This is a genomic window from Paenibacillus larvae subsp. larvae (assembly GCF_002003265.1).
Lineage (GTDB): Bacteria > Bacillota > Bacilli > Paenibacillales > NBRC-103111 > Paenibacillus_H > Paenibacillus_H larvae.
This window is the reverse complement of the sequence record NZ_CP019687.1, coordinates 3,080,057-3,099,539: the sequence shown is the minus strand read 5'-3', so window position 1 is coordinate 3,099,539 and position 19,483 is coordinate 3,080,057. Positions and strand designations below refer to the sequence as shown.

At 45.5% G+C, this 19,483-nt stretch carries 14 protein-coding genes and 1 pseudogene; 9 read left to right on the top strand and 6 right to left on the bottom strand.

Annotation, left to right across the window (positions count from 1 at the left end; translation table 11 throughout):
- Positions 1 to 72 precede the first annotated feature (72 nt).
- Positions 73 to 1,053 carry a VanW family protein gene (locus tag BXP28_RS16105; RefSeq protein WP_023483142.1) on the bottom strand — a complete coding sequence of 327 codons (981 nt, stop codon included), beginning with the start codon at positions 1,051 to 1,053 and terminating at the stop codon, positions 73 to 75.
- A gap of 39 nt (positions 1,054 to 1,092) precedes the next feature.
- The gene (locus tag BXP28_RS16100; RefSeq protein WP_144029608.1) at positions 1,093 to 1,524 is read right to left on the bottom strand and encodes a hypothetical protein; all 432 of its coding nucleotides are present in this window, start codon (positions 1,522 to 1,524) and stop codon (positions 1,093 to 1,095) included.
- A gap of 417 nt (positions 1,525 to 1,941) precedes the next feature.
- Here BXP28_RS16100 and ftsE point away from each other — a divergent pair, with 417 nt between their 5' ends.
- The 5 genes from ftsE to BXP28_RS16075 all read left to right on the top strand — a co-directional run bounded on the left by ftsE (position 1,942) and on the right by BXP28_RS16075 (position 7,921).
- Positions 1,942 to 2,628 carry a cell division ATP-binding protein FtsE gene (gene ftsE, locus BXP28_RS16095; protein ID WP_036655753.1) on the top strand — a complete coding sequence of 229 codons (687 nt, stop codon included), beginning with the start codon at positions 1,942 to 1,944 and terminating at the stop codon, positions 2,626 to 2,628.
- Complete coding sequence (gene ftsX / locus BXP28_RS16090; protein WP_036655756.1) at positions 2,618 to 3,538, top strand: permease-like cell division protein FtsX; 921 nt, start codon at positions 2,618 to 2,620, stop codon at positions 3,536 to 3,538. Before ftsE ends, ftsX begins: the two co-directional genes overlap by 11 nt.
- A 152-nt stretch (positions 3,539 to 3,690) precedes the next feature.
- Positions 3,691 to 4,962 carry a murein hydrolase activator EnvC family protein gene (locus BXP28_RS16085; RefSeq protein ID WP_023483138.1) on the top strand — a complete coding sequence of 424 codons (1,272 nt, stop codon included), beginning with the start codon at positions 3,691 to 3,693 and terminating at the stop codon, positions 4,960 to 4,962.
- A gap of 100 nt (positions 4,963 to 5,062) precedes the next feature.
- Positions 5,063 to 6,496 carry a S41 family peptidase gene (locus BXP28_RS16080; protein ID WP_036657328.1) on the top strand — a complete coding sequence of 478 codons (1,434 nt, stop codon included), beginning with the start codon at positions 5,063 to 5,065 and terminating at the stop codon, positions 6,494 to 6,496.
- A gap of 138 nt (positions 6,497 to 6,634) precedes the next feature.
- Positions 6,635 to 7,921 (top strand): PDZ domain-containing protein, encoded by a 1,287-nt coding sequence (locus BXP28_RS16075; protein WP_036655759.1) that lies wholly within the window; start codon positions 6,635 to 6,637, stop codon positions 7,919 to 7,921.
- A 648-nt stretch (positions 7,922 to 8,569) separates the two neighbouring features.
- On the opposite strand, the gene BXP28_RS16065 is transcribed toward BXP28_RS16075, so the two are convergent.
- Positions 8,570 to 9,343 (bottom strand): flagellar motor protein MotB, encoded by a 774-nt coding sequence (locus BXP28_RS16065; RefSeq protein WP_309555316.1) that lies wholly within the window; start codon positions 9,341 to 9,343, stop codon positions 8,570 to 8,572.
- On the bottom strand, positions 9,318 to 10,115 hold the full coding sequence (locus tag BXP28_RS16060) for a flagellar motor protein (protein ID WP_024092935.1): 798 nt from the start codon (positions 10,113 to 10,115) through the stop codon (positions 9,318 to 9,320). Before BXP28_RS16060 ends, BXP28_RS16065 begins: the two co-directional genes overlap by 26 nt.
- A gap of 251 nt (positions 10,116 to 10,366) precedes the next feature.
- Between BXP28_RS16060 and uvrB the strand changes: the two genes are divergently transcribed.
- From uvrB to BXP28_RS16045, 3 genes are all read left to right on the top strand, one after another.
- On the top strand, positions 10,367 to 12,361 hold the full coding sequence (gene uvrB, locus BXP28_RS16055; protein ID WP_023483133.1) for an excinuclease ABC subunit UvrB: 1,995 nt from the start codon (positions 10,367 to 10,369) through the stop codon (positions 12,359 to 12,361).
- A 185-nt stretch (positions 12,362 to 12,546) separates the two neighbouring features.
- Positions 12,547 to 15,429, top strand: a complete 2,883-nt coding sequence (gene uvrA / locus BXP28_RS16050; protein ID WP_023483132.1) for an excinuclease ABC subunit UvrA — start codon at positions 12,547 to 12,549, stop codon at positions 15,427 to 15,429.
- A 198-nt stretch (positions 15,430 to 15,627) separates the two neighbouring features.
- Positions 15,628 to 16,137, top strand: a complete 510-nt coding sequence (locus tag BXP28_RS16045; protein ID WP_023483131.1) for a hypothetical protein — start codon at positions 15,628 to 15,630, stop codon at positions 16,135 to 16,137.
- A 91-nt stretch (positions 16,138 to 16,228) separates the two neighbouring features.
- Here the strand turns inward: BXP28_RS16045 and BXP28_RS16040 are convergent, their stop codons facing one another.
- Complete coding sequence (locus BXP28_RS16040; RefSeq protein ID WP_023483130.1) at positions 16,229 to 17,845, bottom strand: nitrite/sulfite reductase; 1,617 nt, start codon at positions 17,843 to 17,845, stop codon at positions 16,229 to 16,231.
- 242 nt (positions 17,846 to 18,087) lie between these two features.
- Between BXP28_RS16040 and BXP28_RS16035 the strand changes: the two genes are divergently transcribed.
- The gene (locus BXP28_RS16035) at positions 18,088 to 18,288 is read left to right on the top strand and encodes a hypothetical protein (RefSeq protein WP_036655768.1); all 201 of its coding nucleotides are present in this window, start codon (positions 18,088 to 18,090) and stop codon (positions 18,286 to 18,288) included.
- A 191-nt stretch (positions 18,289 to 18,479) separates the two neighbouring features.
- Here BXP28_RS16035 and BXP28_RS16030 read toward each other — a convergent pair.
- Positions 18,480 to 19,437, bottom strand: a pseudogene (locus tag BXP28_RS16030) (sugar phosphate isomerase/epimerase family protein).
- Positions 19,438 to 19,483 lie beyond the last annotated feature (46 nt).

Below are 19,483 nucleotides of genomic sequence, written 5' to 3'. Positions count from 1 at the left end.
GCCCATCTGAAAAAGGCACGATTTTACGCGGAAATGGCGAAAAAGTACGGCCTTTTTTCTGTTGTACATTTTTCAATTATCCGGATACACGGGACCTTTAATGCCGTCTTCTACAAAAGGCCTTTCAGGAGAACTTTCGTCGGAAGATCCGGACGGCTTTTTTTCCTGATTCGATGAAATGATTGTAGGCTGGGGACTGTACCGATCCCGGGATATTTTTTCAGTCGCTATCACTTTCCCGTCCTGTTTTTTATACCGGTAGGTCTCTACAATGTAACCCGGCCTGCCGGATTGGATTGTTTTCTGCTGCCCGTCTTTGAGAGCAGGATTATGCACATATTTGATTGTTGGAGGCAGAGTTTCCACCGTTTTGGAGATAATGTCATAGGAAATATTGGGTGGTATCTTTCCAAATAGTTTGACTGTAAGGCCGTTCGTACTGGTTTGAGTGATAATGAGCAGATGGGATCCCGTATTGTTTCGGAATTTAAAATTGATATGGCCGGACGAGAAAGTGGCATCCTGCCCCAATGGGGCATAGCTGATAGGAAGAGAGTGGTTGCGACGCTCAACCACTTCCAATCCGGTCCGCAAAATGGCATTGTACAAGGTAGTCGATACCTGGCAGATCCCTCCGCCAACCCCTGGAACAAGTTTTCCGTTTACAATAACTGGGGCTTCTTTAAATCCGTATTGTTTTTCGGCCAGTTCAATCATTTTTGCATAATCGAATACTTCTCCGGGTTTTAGAAGCTGCTCATTCAGGACAGAAGCCGTGGAACGGACATTATGCAGCCGTCCTTCAGCCTGATCATTGAACGTAGTGCTGTATTCCATAATCTTGCGCTCAATCCCTTGATTTTTCAGGGTGGCTATGGTAGTTTCCGGCTGTTTATCGTAAACAGGAAGCCGGATGTGAATCGGTTTCTGCTCTGCGGATAAGCCTCCTAAAGCAGGTAACTGATTACGTATTTCTTCATAGAGGATATCCATTTGGATTCGGGGAACAGATTTTCCTTCTTCATATCGGATCAGATCGTCAGGTGTGACCAATCTTTTAGCAGAAACAGGCTGGGAATCGTATAATGATTTCTAGACAATTCGAACCGATTGTTCCATTGTTTCTTTCTTTAGAGAAATGTATACAGGAAGATCGGCATAACGGTAATGGAGTTTAGCTTTTGTTCTTTGAAAAATAGATTCTTGAGATAGTTGTGCAATCATGGTTTTAACAGAGGTATCGTCAATGGTGAGGCCTAGTTTGTTGAGAGTGAGTTCGGCTGAATGGACATCAGGACGTGCTGATTGCAGGGAAATGGTTTGGTTTTGCAGAATTTGCAGCTGTCCGTCCCACTTTTGTGCAAAGGCAGAAACAGACATTCCGCCCACTTTCATGCCGGAGACGATTAGGCCATGAGGGACTGAGGGCTTAAGTCCCCACAGAAGAAGCAGTCCGATCAAAATAGCAGCAGCAGTTAAGACGGAAACCGCCACTATAAGGACAGGTTTGCAGCAGATCTTCAAGGCCAAAAACTCCTTTTTTTCAAAAATGAAAGCATGCAAAAGTACACCCGTTCAAATAAAAAGATGATTCTTTTTAATAGGTTGATGAATCAATTTCATAACTTAGATTTTCATCCGAACGGGTACAAGATATAGTTAAATCTGGACCGTATTTATCTATATCTTCTTTATTAAGCGCTCACCAGTTGTATGATGAAATTAATTCTGATAGCTATTTTTTATAGCTCAAAAGTTGCGTGCCTGTACTAAAAAGTGTATCCTTGACCATGACCAATTATTACTATAAATATTTCGTCTGAAAAGTAAGAAAAAGATGATATAATGGGAAAAGGTGTTGAATTTACTAGCTTTTCTAGTGAGAGTTAGTAGTTTTGTCGAATACTAGAAGCTATCAGAATGAACGGGATGTGATTGAATTTGATCGAAATGCAGGATGTATGGAAGACGTATCCCAATGGTACTCATGCCCTGAAAGACATTAGCATCAAGGTAGACCAAAATGAGTTTGTCTATTTGGTGGGGCCGTCCGGTGCGGGGAAATCCACTTTTATGAAGTTGATATATAGAGAAGAACGTCCTACTAAAGGACATATTTTTGTAAATGGTTTTAATATTGAGAAGCTAAAACAAAGGAAAATCCCATATGTACGTCGAAATATAGGAGTAATCTTTCAGGATTTTCGACTTTTGCCTCAATTAACTGTGTTTGAAAATGTCGCATTTGCAATGGAAGTTATTGAAGCTCCCAAGAGGTTAATTAAGAAGAGAACCATGGAAGTACTGGGGTTAGTCAAACTGAAGGACAAGGGGGATTCACTGCCTTCCCAGCTGTCAGGAGGGGAGCAGCAGCGGGTCGCTATTGCCCGGGCAATAGTCAATAATCCGGCCGTTATTATTGCCGATGAACCGACAGGAAACCTCGACCCTGATACTTCTTGGGGAATTATGAAGCTTCTTGAGGAAATTAATTTCCGGGGCACGACCATTGTAATGGCCACGCACAACAGAGAAATCGTCAACACGATGCGCAAGCGAGTAGTCGCAATCGAAGACGGGGTTATTGCCCGTGACGAGTTGCGGGGGGAATATGGCTATGAAGACTAGAACGATGGCAAGACATCTTAGAGAAGGGCTCAAAAGTGTAATCCGTAACGGCTGGATGACCTTCGCCTCTATCAGTTCCATTTGTATCTCATTGTTTATTCTGGGAATGTTTCTGCTGCTAACACTGAATGTGAATCATATAACCAAAAATGTCGATAACAAGGCAGAAATTAAGGTTTATATGGATACTAGCGTTGCCAGAGACCAGGATACCGCTTATTCGGACAAAATAAAGGCAATGCCCGAAGTAAAGCAGGTCACTTTCATCACCAAGGAAGAAGGCATCAAGTATATGCGTGAGAAGTTCGGGGAAAGTGCAGGACTGCTTGACGGCCTGGAGGGGGATGAAAATCCTCTGAATGATTCGTTTATTGTGGAACTGAAGCAGCCAAGCCTGCAAGGGCTTGAAACGGTAGCGAAGAAGATTGAAGATCTTAACGGAACCGCCAATCCGAAACCTATTGAGAAGGTGGAATACGGCAAGGGTTCTATTGAGAAATTGTTCCAGATTACCAGTATTGTTCGTAATGTTGGACTTGTATTTGTAATTTTATTGTCAATTACATCTATATTCCTGATTTCCAATACGATCAAGTTAACTATTCTTAACCGTCGCAGGGAAATCTCAATCATGAAACTGGTTGGGGCTACCAATCAATTTATCCGTTGGCCATTTTTCGTTGAAGGAGCACTTCTGGGACTTATCGGTTCTCTTATCCCAATAGGAGTACTATTGTATGGGTATTACGAGATCGTAATATCAACCAGGGAAGATTTGGGGCTTGTCATGATTAATCTGTTGACAATACCTGAAGTGAGCTATATTCTTGTCGGCATTCTTCTTGCCATCGGAATCGTAATTGGGATATGGGGAAGCACCCTCTCAGTCCGCAAATATTTGAAAGTATAATCCATTGAAAATATAAAAATGGGTTCGTCATCAAAGAAAAGATAGCTAGAGAGATAACAACAGCAACAATTTTTCCAAGTGTGGTTAAAACAGGCCGAATCTAACACTAGTCGAAATTTGTAAAAGCGATTTACGATTTAGGAGGAGAACGAATGAAAAAGAAATTTTTATCTTTGGCAGTAGCTTGCAGCCTGGCTTTATCAGCGGTTCCTTATAACGCATTGGCAGCATCATCTGTGACGGAGATTGACAAGCAGCTGGGAGACCTGAAAAATCAGCAGTCCGAGGCAGAAAAGAAATCCAAGGAAGCGCAGGATAAAACAGGGCAGATTCAATCGGAAAAAGCCCAAGTGAATAAAGATATTAATGCCATCATTAACGAATTGAATGCTACCAATGAAAAATTGGATGACTTAAATGTGCAGATCGCTACAGTAACCGGAAATCTGGAAGAAAACGCCAAACAGTTGGATGATGCTGAAAAAAGAGTAGAAGCCCGGGACCAGAAGTTAAAGTCCCGCGTGAAAGTCATGTATCAGACGGATTCTTCTTCCTACATAGATGTGGTACTGAGTTCCACGAGCCTGACGGATTTCTTTGACCGGATGAATGCATTGAAATCCATTGTAGGCCAGGATAAGGACCTCCTGGAAGCCAATAAGCAGGATCGTGATTTAATTGCCCAAAAGAAAAAAGAAGTAGAAAACCAACTGGCTGAGGTAAAAACGCTTTATGCCAAAACGAATGATATCAAGGCTACTTTAGTAGCTCAGGAAAAAGAAAAGCAAGTGAAGGTTGCTTCACTCTCCGCCAGTGAGCAGCAATATGTAAAGGAAACGGAAGAGCAGGAAGCCATCTTCAGGGAGATTGCCAAAAAACAGAAAGCTTTGCAGCAGCAGCGTGTGGCAGCACTTGCAACACCAACCCCGACGCCGAATGTAGCTCCTGCTAAACCTAAACCGGGTACCGGAGGCAGCAGCGGCGGAAGGGTCACTACTAACCCTCCGGTAGGCGGACACTATGGTTATCCGCTTCCGTTCCGTGCTCCAATAACTTCCGATTACGGATACCGCCAAGATCCGTTTGGCGGCCAGTCATCCGAATTCCATAATGGGGTTGATCTGGGAGCACCAAATGGTACCCCTATTTTGGCTGCGGAGTCAGGGACGGTTGTATATGCACGCTGGATGAACGGGTACGGAAACTGTGTCATGATCGCCCACCCAGACGGCAATTATACCCTATATGGTCATATACGTGACGGCGGCATTGTGGTTTCAGACGGGCAGCAAGTATCCCGGGGACAAAAAATTGCAGAGGTAGGTTCGACGGGGAATTCAACAGGAAACCATCTTCACTTTGAAGTTCGTAAAGGCGGTAATGCGAAGGCGAACCTCGTAGATCCTAAACCTTATATTCTTTAATGTTATTTGCGAAGAGAAAAGCATATTCTGGCAAAGCTTGTCCTATAATAGAAGAAATACAAGCTGAAATGGCAAGGAAGGCAAAGGGGTGGATGAAACAGTGCGATTTCGAGGACGCACCGTACTGGCAATGGTCCTGCTGGCCGTGCTTGCAAGCAGTCTGCTGACCTTGACTGTGGTCCGGACGAACGCTTTCGGGCTGGAAGGCAAGGTGACAGGCGCCGCTCCCGCGAAAGCTTCCGGGTTCACGAGCAAGGATGTGGACAAGCTCGCCAGTACGTATCAGGTCATTGAGGAGAAGTTTCTCTCTCCTGTTGACCATGATAAAGTGATTAATGGAGCCATTCATGGTATGGTTCAGGCTTTGGAAGATCCGTATACATCTTATATGGATGAAAAAGAAGCCAAGCAGTTCAGTGAAAGCATCTCGTCCTCCTTCGAAGGGATTGGGGCTGAAGTGACATCGGAGAACGGGAAAATCAAGGTCGTGTCTCCGATCAAGAATTCCCCTGCCGAGAAGGCAGGCATTCAGGCTAATGATATTATTGTTTCCGTGAACGGAGAGAAGCTGGATGGACTTACCGTGAACCAGGCCGTATTGAAAATCCGCGGCGAAAAGGGAACGGAAGCCAAGCTGGAAATCCTCCGGGGCGGATCCGGCGAACCTGTCAGCCTGACCGTAATACGGGATAAAATTGATGTAGAAACCGTTACTTCGAAAATGCTGGACAACAAAATCGGCAAAATTGAAATTACCCAGTTTTCGACCAATACGGCAAAGCATTTTAAGGAGCAGCTGGCTCAGCTGGAATCGCAAGGAATGAAAGGCCTAACTATTGATGTCCGGAATAATCCGGGAGGTCTTCTTGATTCCGTTGTGGACATTGTGCAGCCTTTTGTACCAAAAGGAAAAGCCATTGTTCAGATCGAAAACAAGGAAGGGAAGAAAGTTCCCCAACTCTCTGAAGGAGATAAGACCAAGAATTATCCGGTTACGGTATTGATTAACAAAGGAAGCGCCAGCGCCTCAGAAATTTTGGCGGGTACGTTTAAAGAGGCTGTAGGCAGCCAAGTTGTCGGCGAAACCTCCTTCGGGAAAGGAACGGTTCAAACCAGCAAGGAACTGAGTGACGGCAGCAATATCAAGATTACCCAGTTCAAATGGTTGACGCCTGATGGCAACTGGATACATCAAAAAGGTATTGAACCTACCAAGAAGGTAGACCCCCCGGCTTTTTATAAAGCCGCACCACTCTCCAAAAAATCAGTGCTTAAGAGAGATGAGAACGGTGAGGATATCAAAAATGCCCAGCTTATGCTGACGGCGGCCGGTTTCAAACCGGATCGTACGGATGGATACTTTAGTGCCGCTACAGAGGAGTCTGTCAAAGCTTTTCAAAAAGCCAAAGGTTTGACGGTATCCGGCCAGATTGATGAAAATACGGCTTCGAAGCTGGAACGGGCAACGATTGAAGCGATCAAAGATCCGGCAAATGATACTCAGCTTCAAGCGGCGCTTGATACATTTAAATAACCGTATAAATAAATCGGCAGATTATGGTTTTTTCCCGGAACGGCAGGAAAAAACGGGGTCGGGTCGAAATGTTATAAGAAGGTTGATGGCTCAACCTTCTTATTTTCTTTTATCCTGAGGTAAGGAGATTCCTGTAGGATGAGTATGCTTATCGAATTCTGGAACAAGTTTACAGGCGGATTAATGCAAATTGTGATCAATCCTTTTTATTACTTGGGTATAATTTTCATAGTACTGCAGTACCGGAAACAGATTCAATTTGAACGAAAGTTATTTCATACCCGGCTTCATTCGCTGCTTGCCGAAACATGGCGGACCCTGCTATGGGGCTGGATCGGAGGGCTGATTGCTTCTATTCTGATGCTGTTTATCGGTACGTCCCTCAGCATGGATACGATGATTATACTTTGGGTATTATCTTTTATCCTGATTTTATTTCGGGTCCGGTTTTTCTGTTTTGCTTATGCAGCGGGCCTGTTAGGTGTTCTTCAAGTATTCTTGGTACCTCTGCTGAAAGATAAAGTTACGGATGGCTTCGGCTTGAAGCTGCTTACGGTTCTTCGCGAGACAGACGTTCCCTCGCTCATTGCACTGGTTGGCGTGCTGCATTTGCTTGAGGCCTTTCTTGTGGCCCGCCAGGGAACCCGGTTGTCTACTCCGCTGTTTCTGGAAGGAAAGCGAGGCAATGTCGTCGGCGGGTACCAGATGCAAAACTTCTGGCCTGTGCCGCTCTTCCTTCTTGTGCCTTTCCAGGGGGACAGCAGTGTGCTGCTGCCCTGGCAGCCGCTGTTCGGAGGCAGCCTGGAGACGGGATGGACATTATTGTCCTTCCCCGTCATGATCGGCTTCGCCGAGCTTACCGTGTCGCGTTTTCCCCGCGACAAAACGGTTTGGAGCGCCAAGTTGCTGGCGCTCTATGGAACAGCGGTGCTGCTTACAGCCGTGCTGGCCCACCTGTGGGGGCCGCTGACGATTGTGGCAGCCCTCCTCTCCATTGCGCTGCATGAAGGCCTCGTCTGGTACAGCCGATGGGATGAAACGCAGCGCAGCCCTATATTTGTTCACGAACGGCGTGGACTGAAGATCCTGGCTATTCTGCCGAATAGTCCGGCAGAAGAAATGAGTCTTGTGCCCGGGGAACTGGTACACAAGGTCAATGGGATTCGTGTCCATACGAAAGAGGGACTTCATCAGGCACTGCGTATCAATGCGGCCTTCTGCAAGCTTGAAGTTGTGAACCTTCAAGGGGAAATCAAGTTTTTGCACCGGGCTGTGTTCGATACGGACCATTATCAGTTGGGCATTTTACTATCCCCGGACCAAAACGCTATGTATTACGTGGAGACAACGCAGGTTACTCTTTTTGCTTACTTGGGAAGCAAATTAACCGGTCTTCTCAGGAACAACACCGGCAAGTCAGCATAAGTACTGATTGAACGGGTAGGAGCGTGTCCCCCTTCTCTTGCGTTGCCCTAGCTCCACTATGCCTTTTGTTCAGAAAATAGGCATGATACCCCGGGGAAATGTACGTTGAAAGTAACGGTAATCTGTTTCTGAGTGAAGGGGAGAGTGACGCTAAGGAGAACTAAGGGACAAGTTAAGCAGGCTAAGGGGTGGGCGAGTTTATTCAATCTTGATAAGTCAAATTTCGAATATTGGAAATCAGGAAGGCTCCAAAAACCGGATAATCAATTGGATATCATATGAAGATGTAAAAGATAAGAATCAAAACGAATGAAAATGGAGTTAATCCGGTTCCAACGGATAAAAACATACTCATGACTTTGCCAATCATATTAGCCTCGGTAGTCGTTTGCATATAGGCAAATAAAGGGACATTTATCAGCTGTATAAAGAAGCCTATAATCAGAAGTAAAACTATGGATGATGGAAGATGCCGGACAAACCCAAGCGAGAAGTATGCCGAAATCATCACAAGAAGTGAGCATAATATAGCTAAACCGGGTCTTGTAAACGATTTTCGTAATGAAAATATAATAAAAGCCAGCCGCACCCTTTTTTGGGGCCAGGCTGGCTTAATTTTGAATAATCAGAGATACCGAATTTCACTTGTTACCTTAATATAACAATTTCAACCCGGCGGTTTTTGGCCCTGTTTTCCATACTATCGTTAGGAGCAACCGGTATAGTATCTGCATATCCGGTTGACATGAATTTGCTGTCACTTATTTTTGGATCTGCTTTGGTTGTGAAATAGCGCAATACTGAAAGTGATCTGGCATTGGATAATCCCCAGTTGTCCTGAAAAGGCGAGCCTGTCCTTACAGGGATGTTGTCCGTATGGCCTTCAATACTGATCTTGGTATCCAGCGTCGGGAAGAGGGAAGCAAGTTTGTTCAGTACCGGATAGGCTTCCGGTTTAAGCTCCGCCTTTCCAAGATCGAACAGGAAGAGGTCTTTTAGCGTTACCGAAACTCCTCTTTCCGAATTGCCGACCGCTATCTGGGCTTCCAGATGATTTTCCTCTATGTAAGCTTGTACCGTTTTGAGAATATCCTGCAGCTCTTTTTCCTTGCGCTCCATGTCAGCGGCTGCGGCTTGCCGTTCTTTCGTTTTCTTGTCCGTGATTTCACCGACTGTAGATTTTGGCGGCATATTTTGACCGGAGACTCCGCTATTCATAGAAAGAATCGAATTGCTCTCCTTGAATTGCAGGCTTAATGATTGAGCCAGGACCTCATATTTATTCACATCCACTTTACTCATGGCATACATGATCACGAAGAACGCCAGTAAAAGTGTTATCAGGTCCGCATAGGTTACAAGCCATCGTTCATGGTTTACATGTTCTTCCGGCTTCTTAGATCTCCGTGCCAAGGTTAGCACCATCCTCTCCTTGTGCCTGTTTTAATTCTTTTTCGTTCAGGAAGGAGGTTAGTTTCTTCTTGATTAATTGCGGGTTTTCTCCGGCTTGTAAAGCCAGGATCCCCTCCAGCATCAGTTCCATCTGGGAAATTTGTTCTTTACTGCGAATTCTGATCTTATTGCCAATCGGAAGATAAATAACGTTCGCTGCCATAACCCCGTACAAAGTAGCCGTAAAAGCAACAGCAATAGCCGGACCAAGAGCAGATGGATCTTCGAGATTTCCAAGCACGTGAATCAGACCCATCACTGTACCAATAATACCCATCGTGGGTGAATATCCGCCGGCCGACTCGAACATTTTGGTCATTCCCTCATTTTGCTGTTCGATAGAGTCCATTTCCAACTCTAGAATCTGTCTGGTCAGTTCCGGATCGGTACCATCTACAACCATCATAAGACCGTCACGCAGGAATTCATTTGGATGTTCCTGTGCGCGTTGTTCAAGGGCCAGGACACCTTCCCTCCTGGCAATGGTTGCCATATCCACGATGTCATCGATAGTTTCAATAGGATTGGTATTAGCCGGCTTGAAGGCAATGCCCAGCGCTTTTGGTATTTTTTTCAATACGGAGCCAGGAAAGCTCACTACTACCGCACCAATTGTACCTCCGAACACAATCAGCATCGCACTAGGTATGACTAGGGAGCTGAGGTGTCCACCATCCCATAAAAACCCCCCAATCAAGGCTCCAAGCCCAATTATCAATCCTAATAATGTAGCTAAATCCACGATTGTACCACCCCTGATCCACTATAAATGTAAACCTCCGTCTGTTTTTTTTCGCCCAGGTGAAAAAGGAGTAAAACAAAGACAGAGGAAAATTTTGACCGTTTGCAACAAAAAGAGAAAAAAGGTATAATATTACGGGAACACATATTCTTATTTTGGTTTGCCGGAATGTCTAATTTAATATCGGAAAAAGTAAATGGAAAGTTTATAGTCCTTCGAATCCTGAACTGCGGGTGATATAAGTGAGTGAAATGGAAATTGTAAAAAGCGATAAAAAGTTTGAGCTTGTTTCTGAGTACAGTCCGCAAGGTGACCAGCCTAAGGCAATTGCTGAGCTGGTAGAGGGTGTAAAACAGGGTAAAGCTCATCAAACACTTCTGGGAGCGACAGGAACAGGGAAAACTTTTACGGCTGCCCAGGTGATCGCTCAGTTGAACCGACCCACGCTGGTTATTGCTCATAATAAAACTTTAGCCGCACAGCTGGCCAGCGAATTCAAGGAATTTTTTCCGAACAATGCGGTTTCCTATTTCGTCAGCTATTATGACTATTATCAGCCCGAAGCGTACATTCCTTCGTCTGATACTTATATAGAAAAGGACTCGAGCATTAATGATGAGATTGATAAACTTCGTCACTCTGCTACGAGTTCATTGTTTGAGCGCAGGGATATCATTGTTGTGGCGAGTGTATCCTGTATTTACGGTTTGGGTTCCCCTAAGGAATACGGGTCTTTGCTGCTTTCTTTGCGTGTTGGTATGGAGAAATCCCGGAATGACATTCTTCGCCGCCTGGTGGATATCCAATATCAGCGTAATGATATGAACTTCGTCAGGGGTACTTTCCGGGTTCGCGGGGATGTGATTGAGATCTTCCCGGCATCCCGGAGTGAACAGGCCGTTCGGGTAGAATTGTTCGGCGATGAGATTGAACGTATCACGGAAATTGATGTACTCACCGGAGAAATTCTGGGGGAACGTGAACATATTGCGATCTTCCCCGCTTCTCACTTTGTTACGCACGAAGATAAGACGAAACTGGCCGTCAAAAATATTGAACGGGAATTGGAAGGGCGATTGGAAGAGCTTCGCGGCCAAGGTAAGCTGTTGGAAGCCCAGAGACTGGAACAGCGGACCCGTTATGATATGGAAATGATGCTGGAGATGGGTTTTTGCTCCGGGATTGAGAACTATTCCGGTCCTCTAACTTTCCGTGAAAGGGGATCTACCCCTTATACACTTCTCGATTATTTTCCGGATGACATGCTTGTGATGATCGATGAATCTCACGTGACGCTGCCTCAAATCCGGGCGATGTACAACGGAGACCAGGCCAGAAAAACGGTTCTGGTTGAACACGGGTTCCGCCTGCCGTCAGCACTGGATAATCGGCCGTTGAAGTTAGAGGAATTCGAGCAGAAGGTAAAGCAGGCTATTTATATCTCGGCAACACCGGGTCCTTACGAATTGGAGCATTGTCCGGAGATGGTGGAACAGATTATCCGTCCAACAGGTTTGCTTGACCCAATTATTGAAGTCCGGCCTACCAAGGGACAGATTGATGATCTCCTTGCCGAGGTCCAGGACCGCATAGCCAAAGATGAGCGGGTATTGGTGACAACACTGACCAAGAAGATGGCGGAAGATTTAACGGACTATCTGAAGGAAGTGGGGATTAAAGTCCGATACCTTCATTCGGATATTAAAACTTTGGAAAGAATGCAGATTTTGCGTGATCTAAGGCTAGGTACCTTCCACGTTCTTGTTGGAATCAACCTTCTCAGGGAAGGCCTTGATTTGCCTGAAGTATCCCTTGTAGCTATTTTAGATGCGGATAAGGAAGGATTCCTCCGTGCAGAACGTTCACTTATCCAGACGATTGGCCGGGCCGCACGTAATTCCGAAGGCCGGGTTATCATGTATGGCGATAAGATTACGGATTCCATGGATAAAGCGATTCGTGAGACAGAAAGGCGCCGGGCTATCCAGGAAGCTTATAATAAGGAACATGGTATCACGCCGACAACCGTTGCAAAGAAAATTCGTGATGTAATTGAGGCTACGAAGGTAGCTGAACAGAAAACGGAGTACTTGGCTGAGGTTAAGACAGCGAAGATGTCCAAGCGTGACCGCATGAAGCTGATAGAACGTCTGGAGGCAGAAATGAAGGAGGCGGCCAAGAATCTGCAATTTGAACGGGCAGCTGAACTTCGTGATGCCGTCCTTGAATTGAAGGTAGAACTGTAGAAGCCTGAACGGAGTGCAAACGGCGATAGAAGCTGTTTGCACTCCTTGTATAGAATAAGGCCCCTTTGCTTCGATCAAATTGGACTCCCTGGGTTAAAATGGGGGTATTTTCGTCCAAACTGGTAATAAAGGGAAGCCAAATAATTCTGTATTGATAAGTTTAGTTAGGAGAGGAAGGTACCAAAGTGGCCAGAGACAATATCGTCATAAAAGGAGCAAGAGCTCACAATCTCAAGAACATTGACGTGATCATACCCCGTGACAAATTTGTAGTGTTGACCGGGCTCAGCGGCTCAGGGAAATCTTCCCTGGCTTTTGATACGATTTACGCAGAAGGGCAGCGGAGGTATGTGGAATCCCTATCGGCCTATGCCCGCCAATTTTTGGGTCAGATGGATAAGCCCGATATGGATTCCATTGAAGGATTATCTCCGGCAATTTCGATTGACCAGAAGACAACAAGCAGGAACCCGAGATCTACAGTAGGTACAGTCACCGAAATTTATGATTACCTTCGGCTGCTTTTCGCCCGGATCGGGCATCCCCACTGTCCTGTTCACGGAACAGAGATCACATCCCAAACCATTGAACAAATGGTGGATCGTATTATGGAATATCCCGAAAGAACGAAACTTCAGATTTTGGCTCCAATTGTTTCCGGACGGAAAGGCGAGCATACGAAACTGTTCGCGGATATTCAAAAGCAGGGGTATGTGCGTGTGCGGGTTGACGGGGAAGTTATGGACGTTTCCGATAAAATATCCCTGGAGAAAAATAAAAAGCATACGATTGAAGTCGTTGTCGACCGAATTGTGGTGAAACCGGATATAGAAACCCGTTTGGCTGACTCATTGGAGACAGCTCTGAATTTAGCAGGGGGTCGGGTCATTGTCGATGTGATGGAGCAGGAAGAACTACTGTTCAGTCAAAACTTGGCCTGCCCAATATGCGGTTTCAGTATTGACGATTTGGCTCCCCGCATGTTCTCTTTCAATAGTCCCTTCGGGGCTTGTCCGGAGTGTGACGGACTGGGCAGTCAAATGATTGTGGACCCGGACCTTCTTGTTCCCAATAAAAATAAAACGATTGAAGATGGGGCTTTTGAAACCTGGGCGGGAAGCACATCCAATTACTACCCGCAGTTTCTTAAAGCGGTATGCACCCACTACAATATTCCTACTGATATACCTGTATCAGAACTAACAGACGAACAGATGAAAATCCTGCTTTATGGAACTGGAGGGGAAAAGGTCCGGTTCCGTTATGAAAACGACTTTGGCGTTACGAAAGATGCCCTGGTACCTTTTGAGGGGATCGTGCGCAATCTGGAGCGCCGCTATAGGGATACGTATTCCGATGGCATCCGGGAACATATCGAAGGATATATGAGCACGAAACCATGTCCGAAATGTAAAGGGCAGCGGCTTAAGCCCGAGACGCTTGCCGTTACGATTAACGGCAAGAATATTGCCCACGCTACCTCTCTTTCTATTGGAGAGGCCCAGAAGTGGTTTGAAAGCCTGGAGCTTTCCGACCGCGAATTGGCCATTGCGAGGCTGATTCTTAAGGAAATCAGATCCAGACTGGGATTTCTGGTCAACGTTGGACTTGATTATTTGACCTTGCACCGTTCAGCGGGAACCTTGTCTGGCGGTGAGGCACAGCGGATTCGCCTCGCAACCCAAATCGGATCCAGCCTGATGGGAGTGCTATACATTCTGGATGAGCCGAGTATTGGACTTCACCAGCGGGATAATACCAGATTAATTCAAACACTGGAACATATGAGAAATCTGGGTAATACCCTTATTGTGGTTGAGCACGATGAGGATACGATGCTGGCTGCGGATTATATCATCGACATCGGTCCCGGAGCAGGGATTCATGGAGGACAAGTAGTATCCCAAGGAACTCCCGAAGAAGTGATGAAGGATGAGAAATCCTTAACTGGCCAATATTTGAGCGGCCGCAAATTCATCGCTGTCCCGGCTGCGCGCCGTAAACCTAACGGCAAATGGATCGAACTAAAAGGTGCTAAGGAGAACAATTTGCGGAATGTGAATGTAAAAGTGCCATTAGGGGTATTCACTTGTGTGACTGGGGTATCCGGATCAGGTAAAAGCACATTAATTAATGAAATTTTATATAAAACGCTGGCCCGCGAATTAAATGGCGCCAAGACACGCCCAGGTGAATTCAAAGAGATAAAAGGGTTGGAACATGTTGATAAAGTCATCGATATCGATCAGTCCCCCATCGGTCGGACACCACGTTCTAATCCTGCAACGTATACGGGAGTGTTTGATGATATCCGGGATGTCTTTGCCAACACTACGGAAGCTAAGGTTCGTGGTTATAAGAAGGGCCGGTTCAGCTTTAACGTCAAAGGCGGTCGTTGTGAAGCTTGCCGCGGGGACGGCATCATTAAGATAGAAATGCATTTCCTGCCGGATGTTTATGTCCCATGTGAAGTATGTAAAGGCAAACGGTATAATCGGGAAACGCTGGAAGTAAAGTATAAGGGCATGAACATTTCAGATATATTGGATATGACGATCGAGGATGCCTGCGAGTTCTTCAAAAATATCCCGAAAATCCAACGCAAGCTGCAAACCATTCTTGATGTTGGTCTTGGATATATGAAACTGGGACAGCCGGCTACTACTTTGTCCGGTGGTGAAGCCCAACGGGTTAAACTGGCTTCGGAATTATACCGGCGCAGTACCGGAAAAACCATTTATATACTTGATGAGCCGACTACAGGGCTTCATATTGATGATATAGACCGCTTGCTGAAGGTACTCCATCGTTTGGTGGAAAATGGGGATACTGTGCTTGTAATTGAACATAATCTGGACGTTATCAAAACTGCGGATTATCTGATCGATCTTGGCCCAGAAGGAGGAAATCGCGGAGGAACTATTGTTGCAACAGGAACTCCAGAAGATGTAGTACAGGTAGAAGGATCCTACACGGGTCAGTATCTCAGCCCTATATTGGAGAGAGACCGTCAACGTTCAGAAGATTATCAGAAAAGGGTACAACTGTTGGAAGATGCGGCTGGATAAACCAATCGAAGCCTGAGAAGAGAAAAGTCTCTCCTCAGGCTTTTTAGGTTTTTAGCAATTTCTAACGGTATAGTACAGCAAAAGAAAGATTGTAAACAGATCGTAACAAAGTTAGATGGAAAATTTTATTATAATGGAATAAACAGCAAATAGAAACGTTTCAGAACGATCCAAACGGAAGAGTACGGAGGGCAGTCCATGATGAGAAAAGCAGTAACCATCCTGACATTCGGTCTTTTTTTCATTATTGCCTTGATTGCGATAGACTTGTCTACCAGCCGGGAGGAGGAGGCTGCTTCTCAAGGTTTTATGGAATACCATAATGAAAAAGCAGGCTTTTCTCTAAATCTGCCCAAGTCATGGGAAGGAAAATATATAACCCGTGAAAAGGAGCATACTCTTGATGTCCCTAATTCCCCCGGTTCTTATCATGAGGTACAATTTCTGCTAAAAGATAATACGAAGAAGGGATGGCTGCTTACTGTTTGTGCCTTTCCCGAGTTGCTGTGGAATCAGATCAGCGAGGAAAACAAACAGCAATATCTCAAAGGGGAAGGGGAGCAGCAAACTTGGACAAAAGACGGCAAAGTCCTTGTCGTAAGCGCTCCTATGGAAAATAACTTTACCAAAATGGATAAAGGCTGGAAGTATTATCTGCAGATGATGCTGCCTAAATCCGGTATCCAACAGCTTTTCTTCCCCAAATAATGATAGTCCGAACCTGCAGAAAACCGCCTTTCCTGAATTAGGAGGCGGTTTTCTGCAGGTATGAGCACTAGTACCCGGAAATCAGTCCTTATTAGACCATCTGCGTTAGAGCCTGGTCCAGCTGTTCCTGGAAAGGAGAGATGCCGACACGTTTATAGAACTGATGGAAGGTCTCTTCCTTTTTCCGGTTTTCTTTAAAAAACGTGATCAGCCGGACCAGAACAGGTCCTACATCATCTCCTTTCACTCTTCCTTTCAGACGTTCGTTAAACGTGGCACCTGGTCCAAGAATACCTCCGACAGCAATGTCAAAGGCATCGACCATACCTTCCTGCGTTTTCACGAGTGTCCCCTGAAGACCAATATCAGCAATATGCTTCTGCCCGCAGGCATTCGGGCATCCTATAAAATGGATGCGGACTTCCTTATCAAGTTCAATATGAGTATCCAGATACTCAGCCACGCGCTTTGCTCTTTCCTTTGTCTCGACAATAGCCAGATTACAGAACTCGTTACCTGTACAGGAAACCGTCCGGCTCATAAAGTGTTTGGGAAAGGGGGTCAAACGCTTTAGAACGGGTTCATTAAGAAGCTGTTCTACTTTCCCGTCCGGAATATAAGGCAGCAGAATGTTCTGAGAGACGGTAGTCCGGATGGAGCCTTTGCCATATTCATCCGCAAGCCGCGCAAGTTCTTCCAAATCTGTGCCGCTTAGCCGCCCTACCGGAACATTCAATCCTACATAGTTGTAGCCGGCTTGCTTTTGCGGATGCACCCCATCAAAGTAAGACGCCTTCCAACCCAGCGTTTTGTCTTCCCCCCGTGTTGGAAGTTCCCCAATCAATTCTGTCAGCTTCTCCAGGAATTTTTCAGGTCCCCAATCGGCTACAAGAAATTTCAAACGGGCGTGGTGGCGCTTTTGACGGTAACCGTAATCCCTGAAAATGGTGCTAACACCGATAGCTACATTCAGTACATTTTCCGGCCTTATAAATACGTCCAACTGCTTGGCAAGATGCGGCTTTGCCGATAATCCACCGCCTACCCAAACATGAAACCCGAGCAATTCCTCGCCATCGATTTGATTGACAGCGGGGGTAAAGGCAAGACATTGGATCTCGGCATGTCCAGAGTTGTAAAGATTCGCAGAGATGGACATTTTATATTTACGCGGAAGGTTGGAAAAATCTTTGTTTAATAGGAAGAAATCGTTGACCTCATTGACCAGTGCGGTAGTATCGAATAATTCATCCGGATCAATACCTGCAAGAGGGTTGCCTACGATAGTACGGGGACAATCACCGCACGCTTCAAATGAATATAGGCCGACTTCTTCCAGGCGGCGGAAAATATCGGGCAGTTGTTCAACAGTAAGCCAATGAAATTGGATAGCCTGGCGGGTGGTTACGTCTACAAGATCTCTTCCATAATCCTTGGCAATACGGGCTAGAGCATGAGCCTGGCCAGAGGTCATGATCCCTGAATTGATGCGGACCCGCATCATAAAATAGCCCTCCTTCGGTTTCTGCTCATATACACCGGCCCATTTAAAACGGTTCAATTCATCTTCAGGTATCGCGTCGTATCCTTGGACGGCATAATTTTCAATAATAGTCCGGATCACATCCAATCCGTCCTTCTCCAGCTTGAGCAGCTCCATTTTATTCAAGCTGGAAGGGTCCCTGTCCCAAATCGGTTCGTAAGCCATCTCTTTATCCCTCCAAAATATATTATTCCGATGAATTTAGTATGATTATATAACAGAATATCCTGATATTGAAAGAGGTTTATGAGAATCTGTAAAAAACGTCACGAAAGGACGGTAAAAACTTGTCAAACTTGTTACATATGGAGAAAACAGGTTGCGAAAATGATTGAAAGCGACTAACATAAGGGGTAATAGGAAAAATGTAGAAATGCACGTGTGTGGAGAACGAAGGAGGTCCCGGGATGTTAACAGCAGCTGAAGCGGCAAGTGGAAGTACATTTACTTATTTTGATATTTTCATGTTAGCCATTACTTTGGTGATTTTGATCGGACTAGTCCGTTTGGTGATCAATCCACGAAAAAATTATTTTGCAATTGGATTTGCGTTTGTCAGTTTTGCCGTGTTTGTATTTATGGATGTAGTCATGATCAAAGGCTGGTAGCAAAGCATACCGTACTCACAACCTTTAAGTTCTGCAGGCTTGACGCAAAGTTGTGATGAGAACCTTTGAGCTGTTATGTTTTAAGGGTTTTATTTATGAAGACGGCTCTCCGTCCGGTTTGGACAGGAGAGCCGTTTTTGCTATATATAACCTTTTCTTAAATCCAATTCTGCCTTTATATCACAAATAAATTATACCCACCACATATCGCCAAGCGGTTCTTCTATGAGAACTTGTTTCAGGTTTTCAACCGCTTTGGTAAACCCTTCATTGACCGACATCAATCCATCCTCATGCTCTATGCTGACAACATAGTCATACCCTACCAGACGAAGGGCACTGATGATATCTGCCCAGGTTTTGTTATCATGACCGAATCCGACAGTCCGGAATTGCCATGCGCGATCCAGCATCATGGTATAAGGCTGCATATCGGTTACACCGTGTTTATTCACATTGATTGGATCAATGGCAGTGTCTTTCGCATGGAAATGATGAATAGCACCGGCACGTCCGAGGATTTGAACAGCTTGAACCGGATCAATTCCCTGCCACCACATATGGCTTGGGTCCAGGTTGGCTCCGATCACTTCTCCAACCGCTTCACGCAGGCGGAGAAGAGTTCCCGGGGTGTGAACGGAGAATCCTCCGTGAAGTTCAAGCCCGATTTTTACATTATGATCACTTGCCAATTGGCCGGTTTCTTTCCAGTAAGGGATAATTTTGTTTTCCCATTGCCAAGCGAGAATTTCCTGGAAATCATTTGGCCACGGGGCTATTGGCCAGTTCGGGTATTTTGCATCTTCATGGTCGCCAGGGCAGCCGGAGAATGTATTCACAACCGGCACTTCCAGACGTTCGGCCAGCTTTACAGTTTTTACGAACACATCATGGGCTTCTTTGGCGATTTGCTTTTGCGGGTGCAGCGCATTGCCATGACAGCTTAAAGCACTAATGATTAAACCACGTGATTCTACCGCTTTCTTAAACGTTTTCAACTTGCCTTCGTCTGCCAGCAGTTCATCCGGTTTGCAGTGGGCATCCCCCTGTGCCGATTTCAATGGCTTGAAGACCTTTGGATGCGATAAAATCAAGTGCTTCTTCTAAAGATTTTTGACCGAACAGTACGGCAAATACCCCTAGTTTCATATATGTACACCTCCGTATTTGGTTGGCAACAGACTCGCTTCGATTA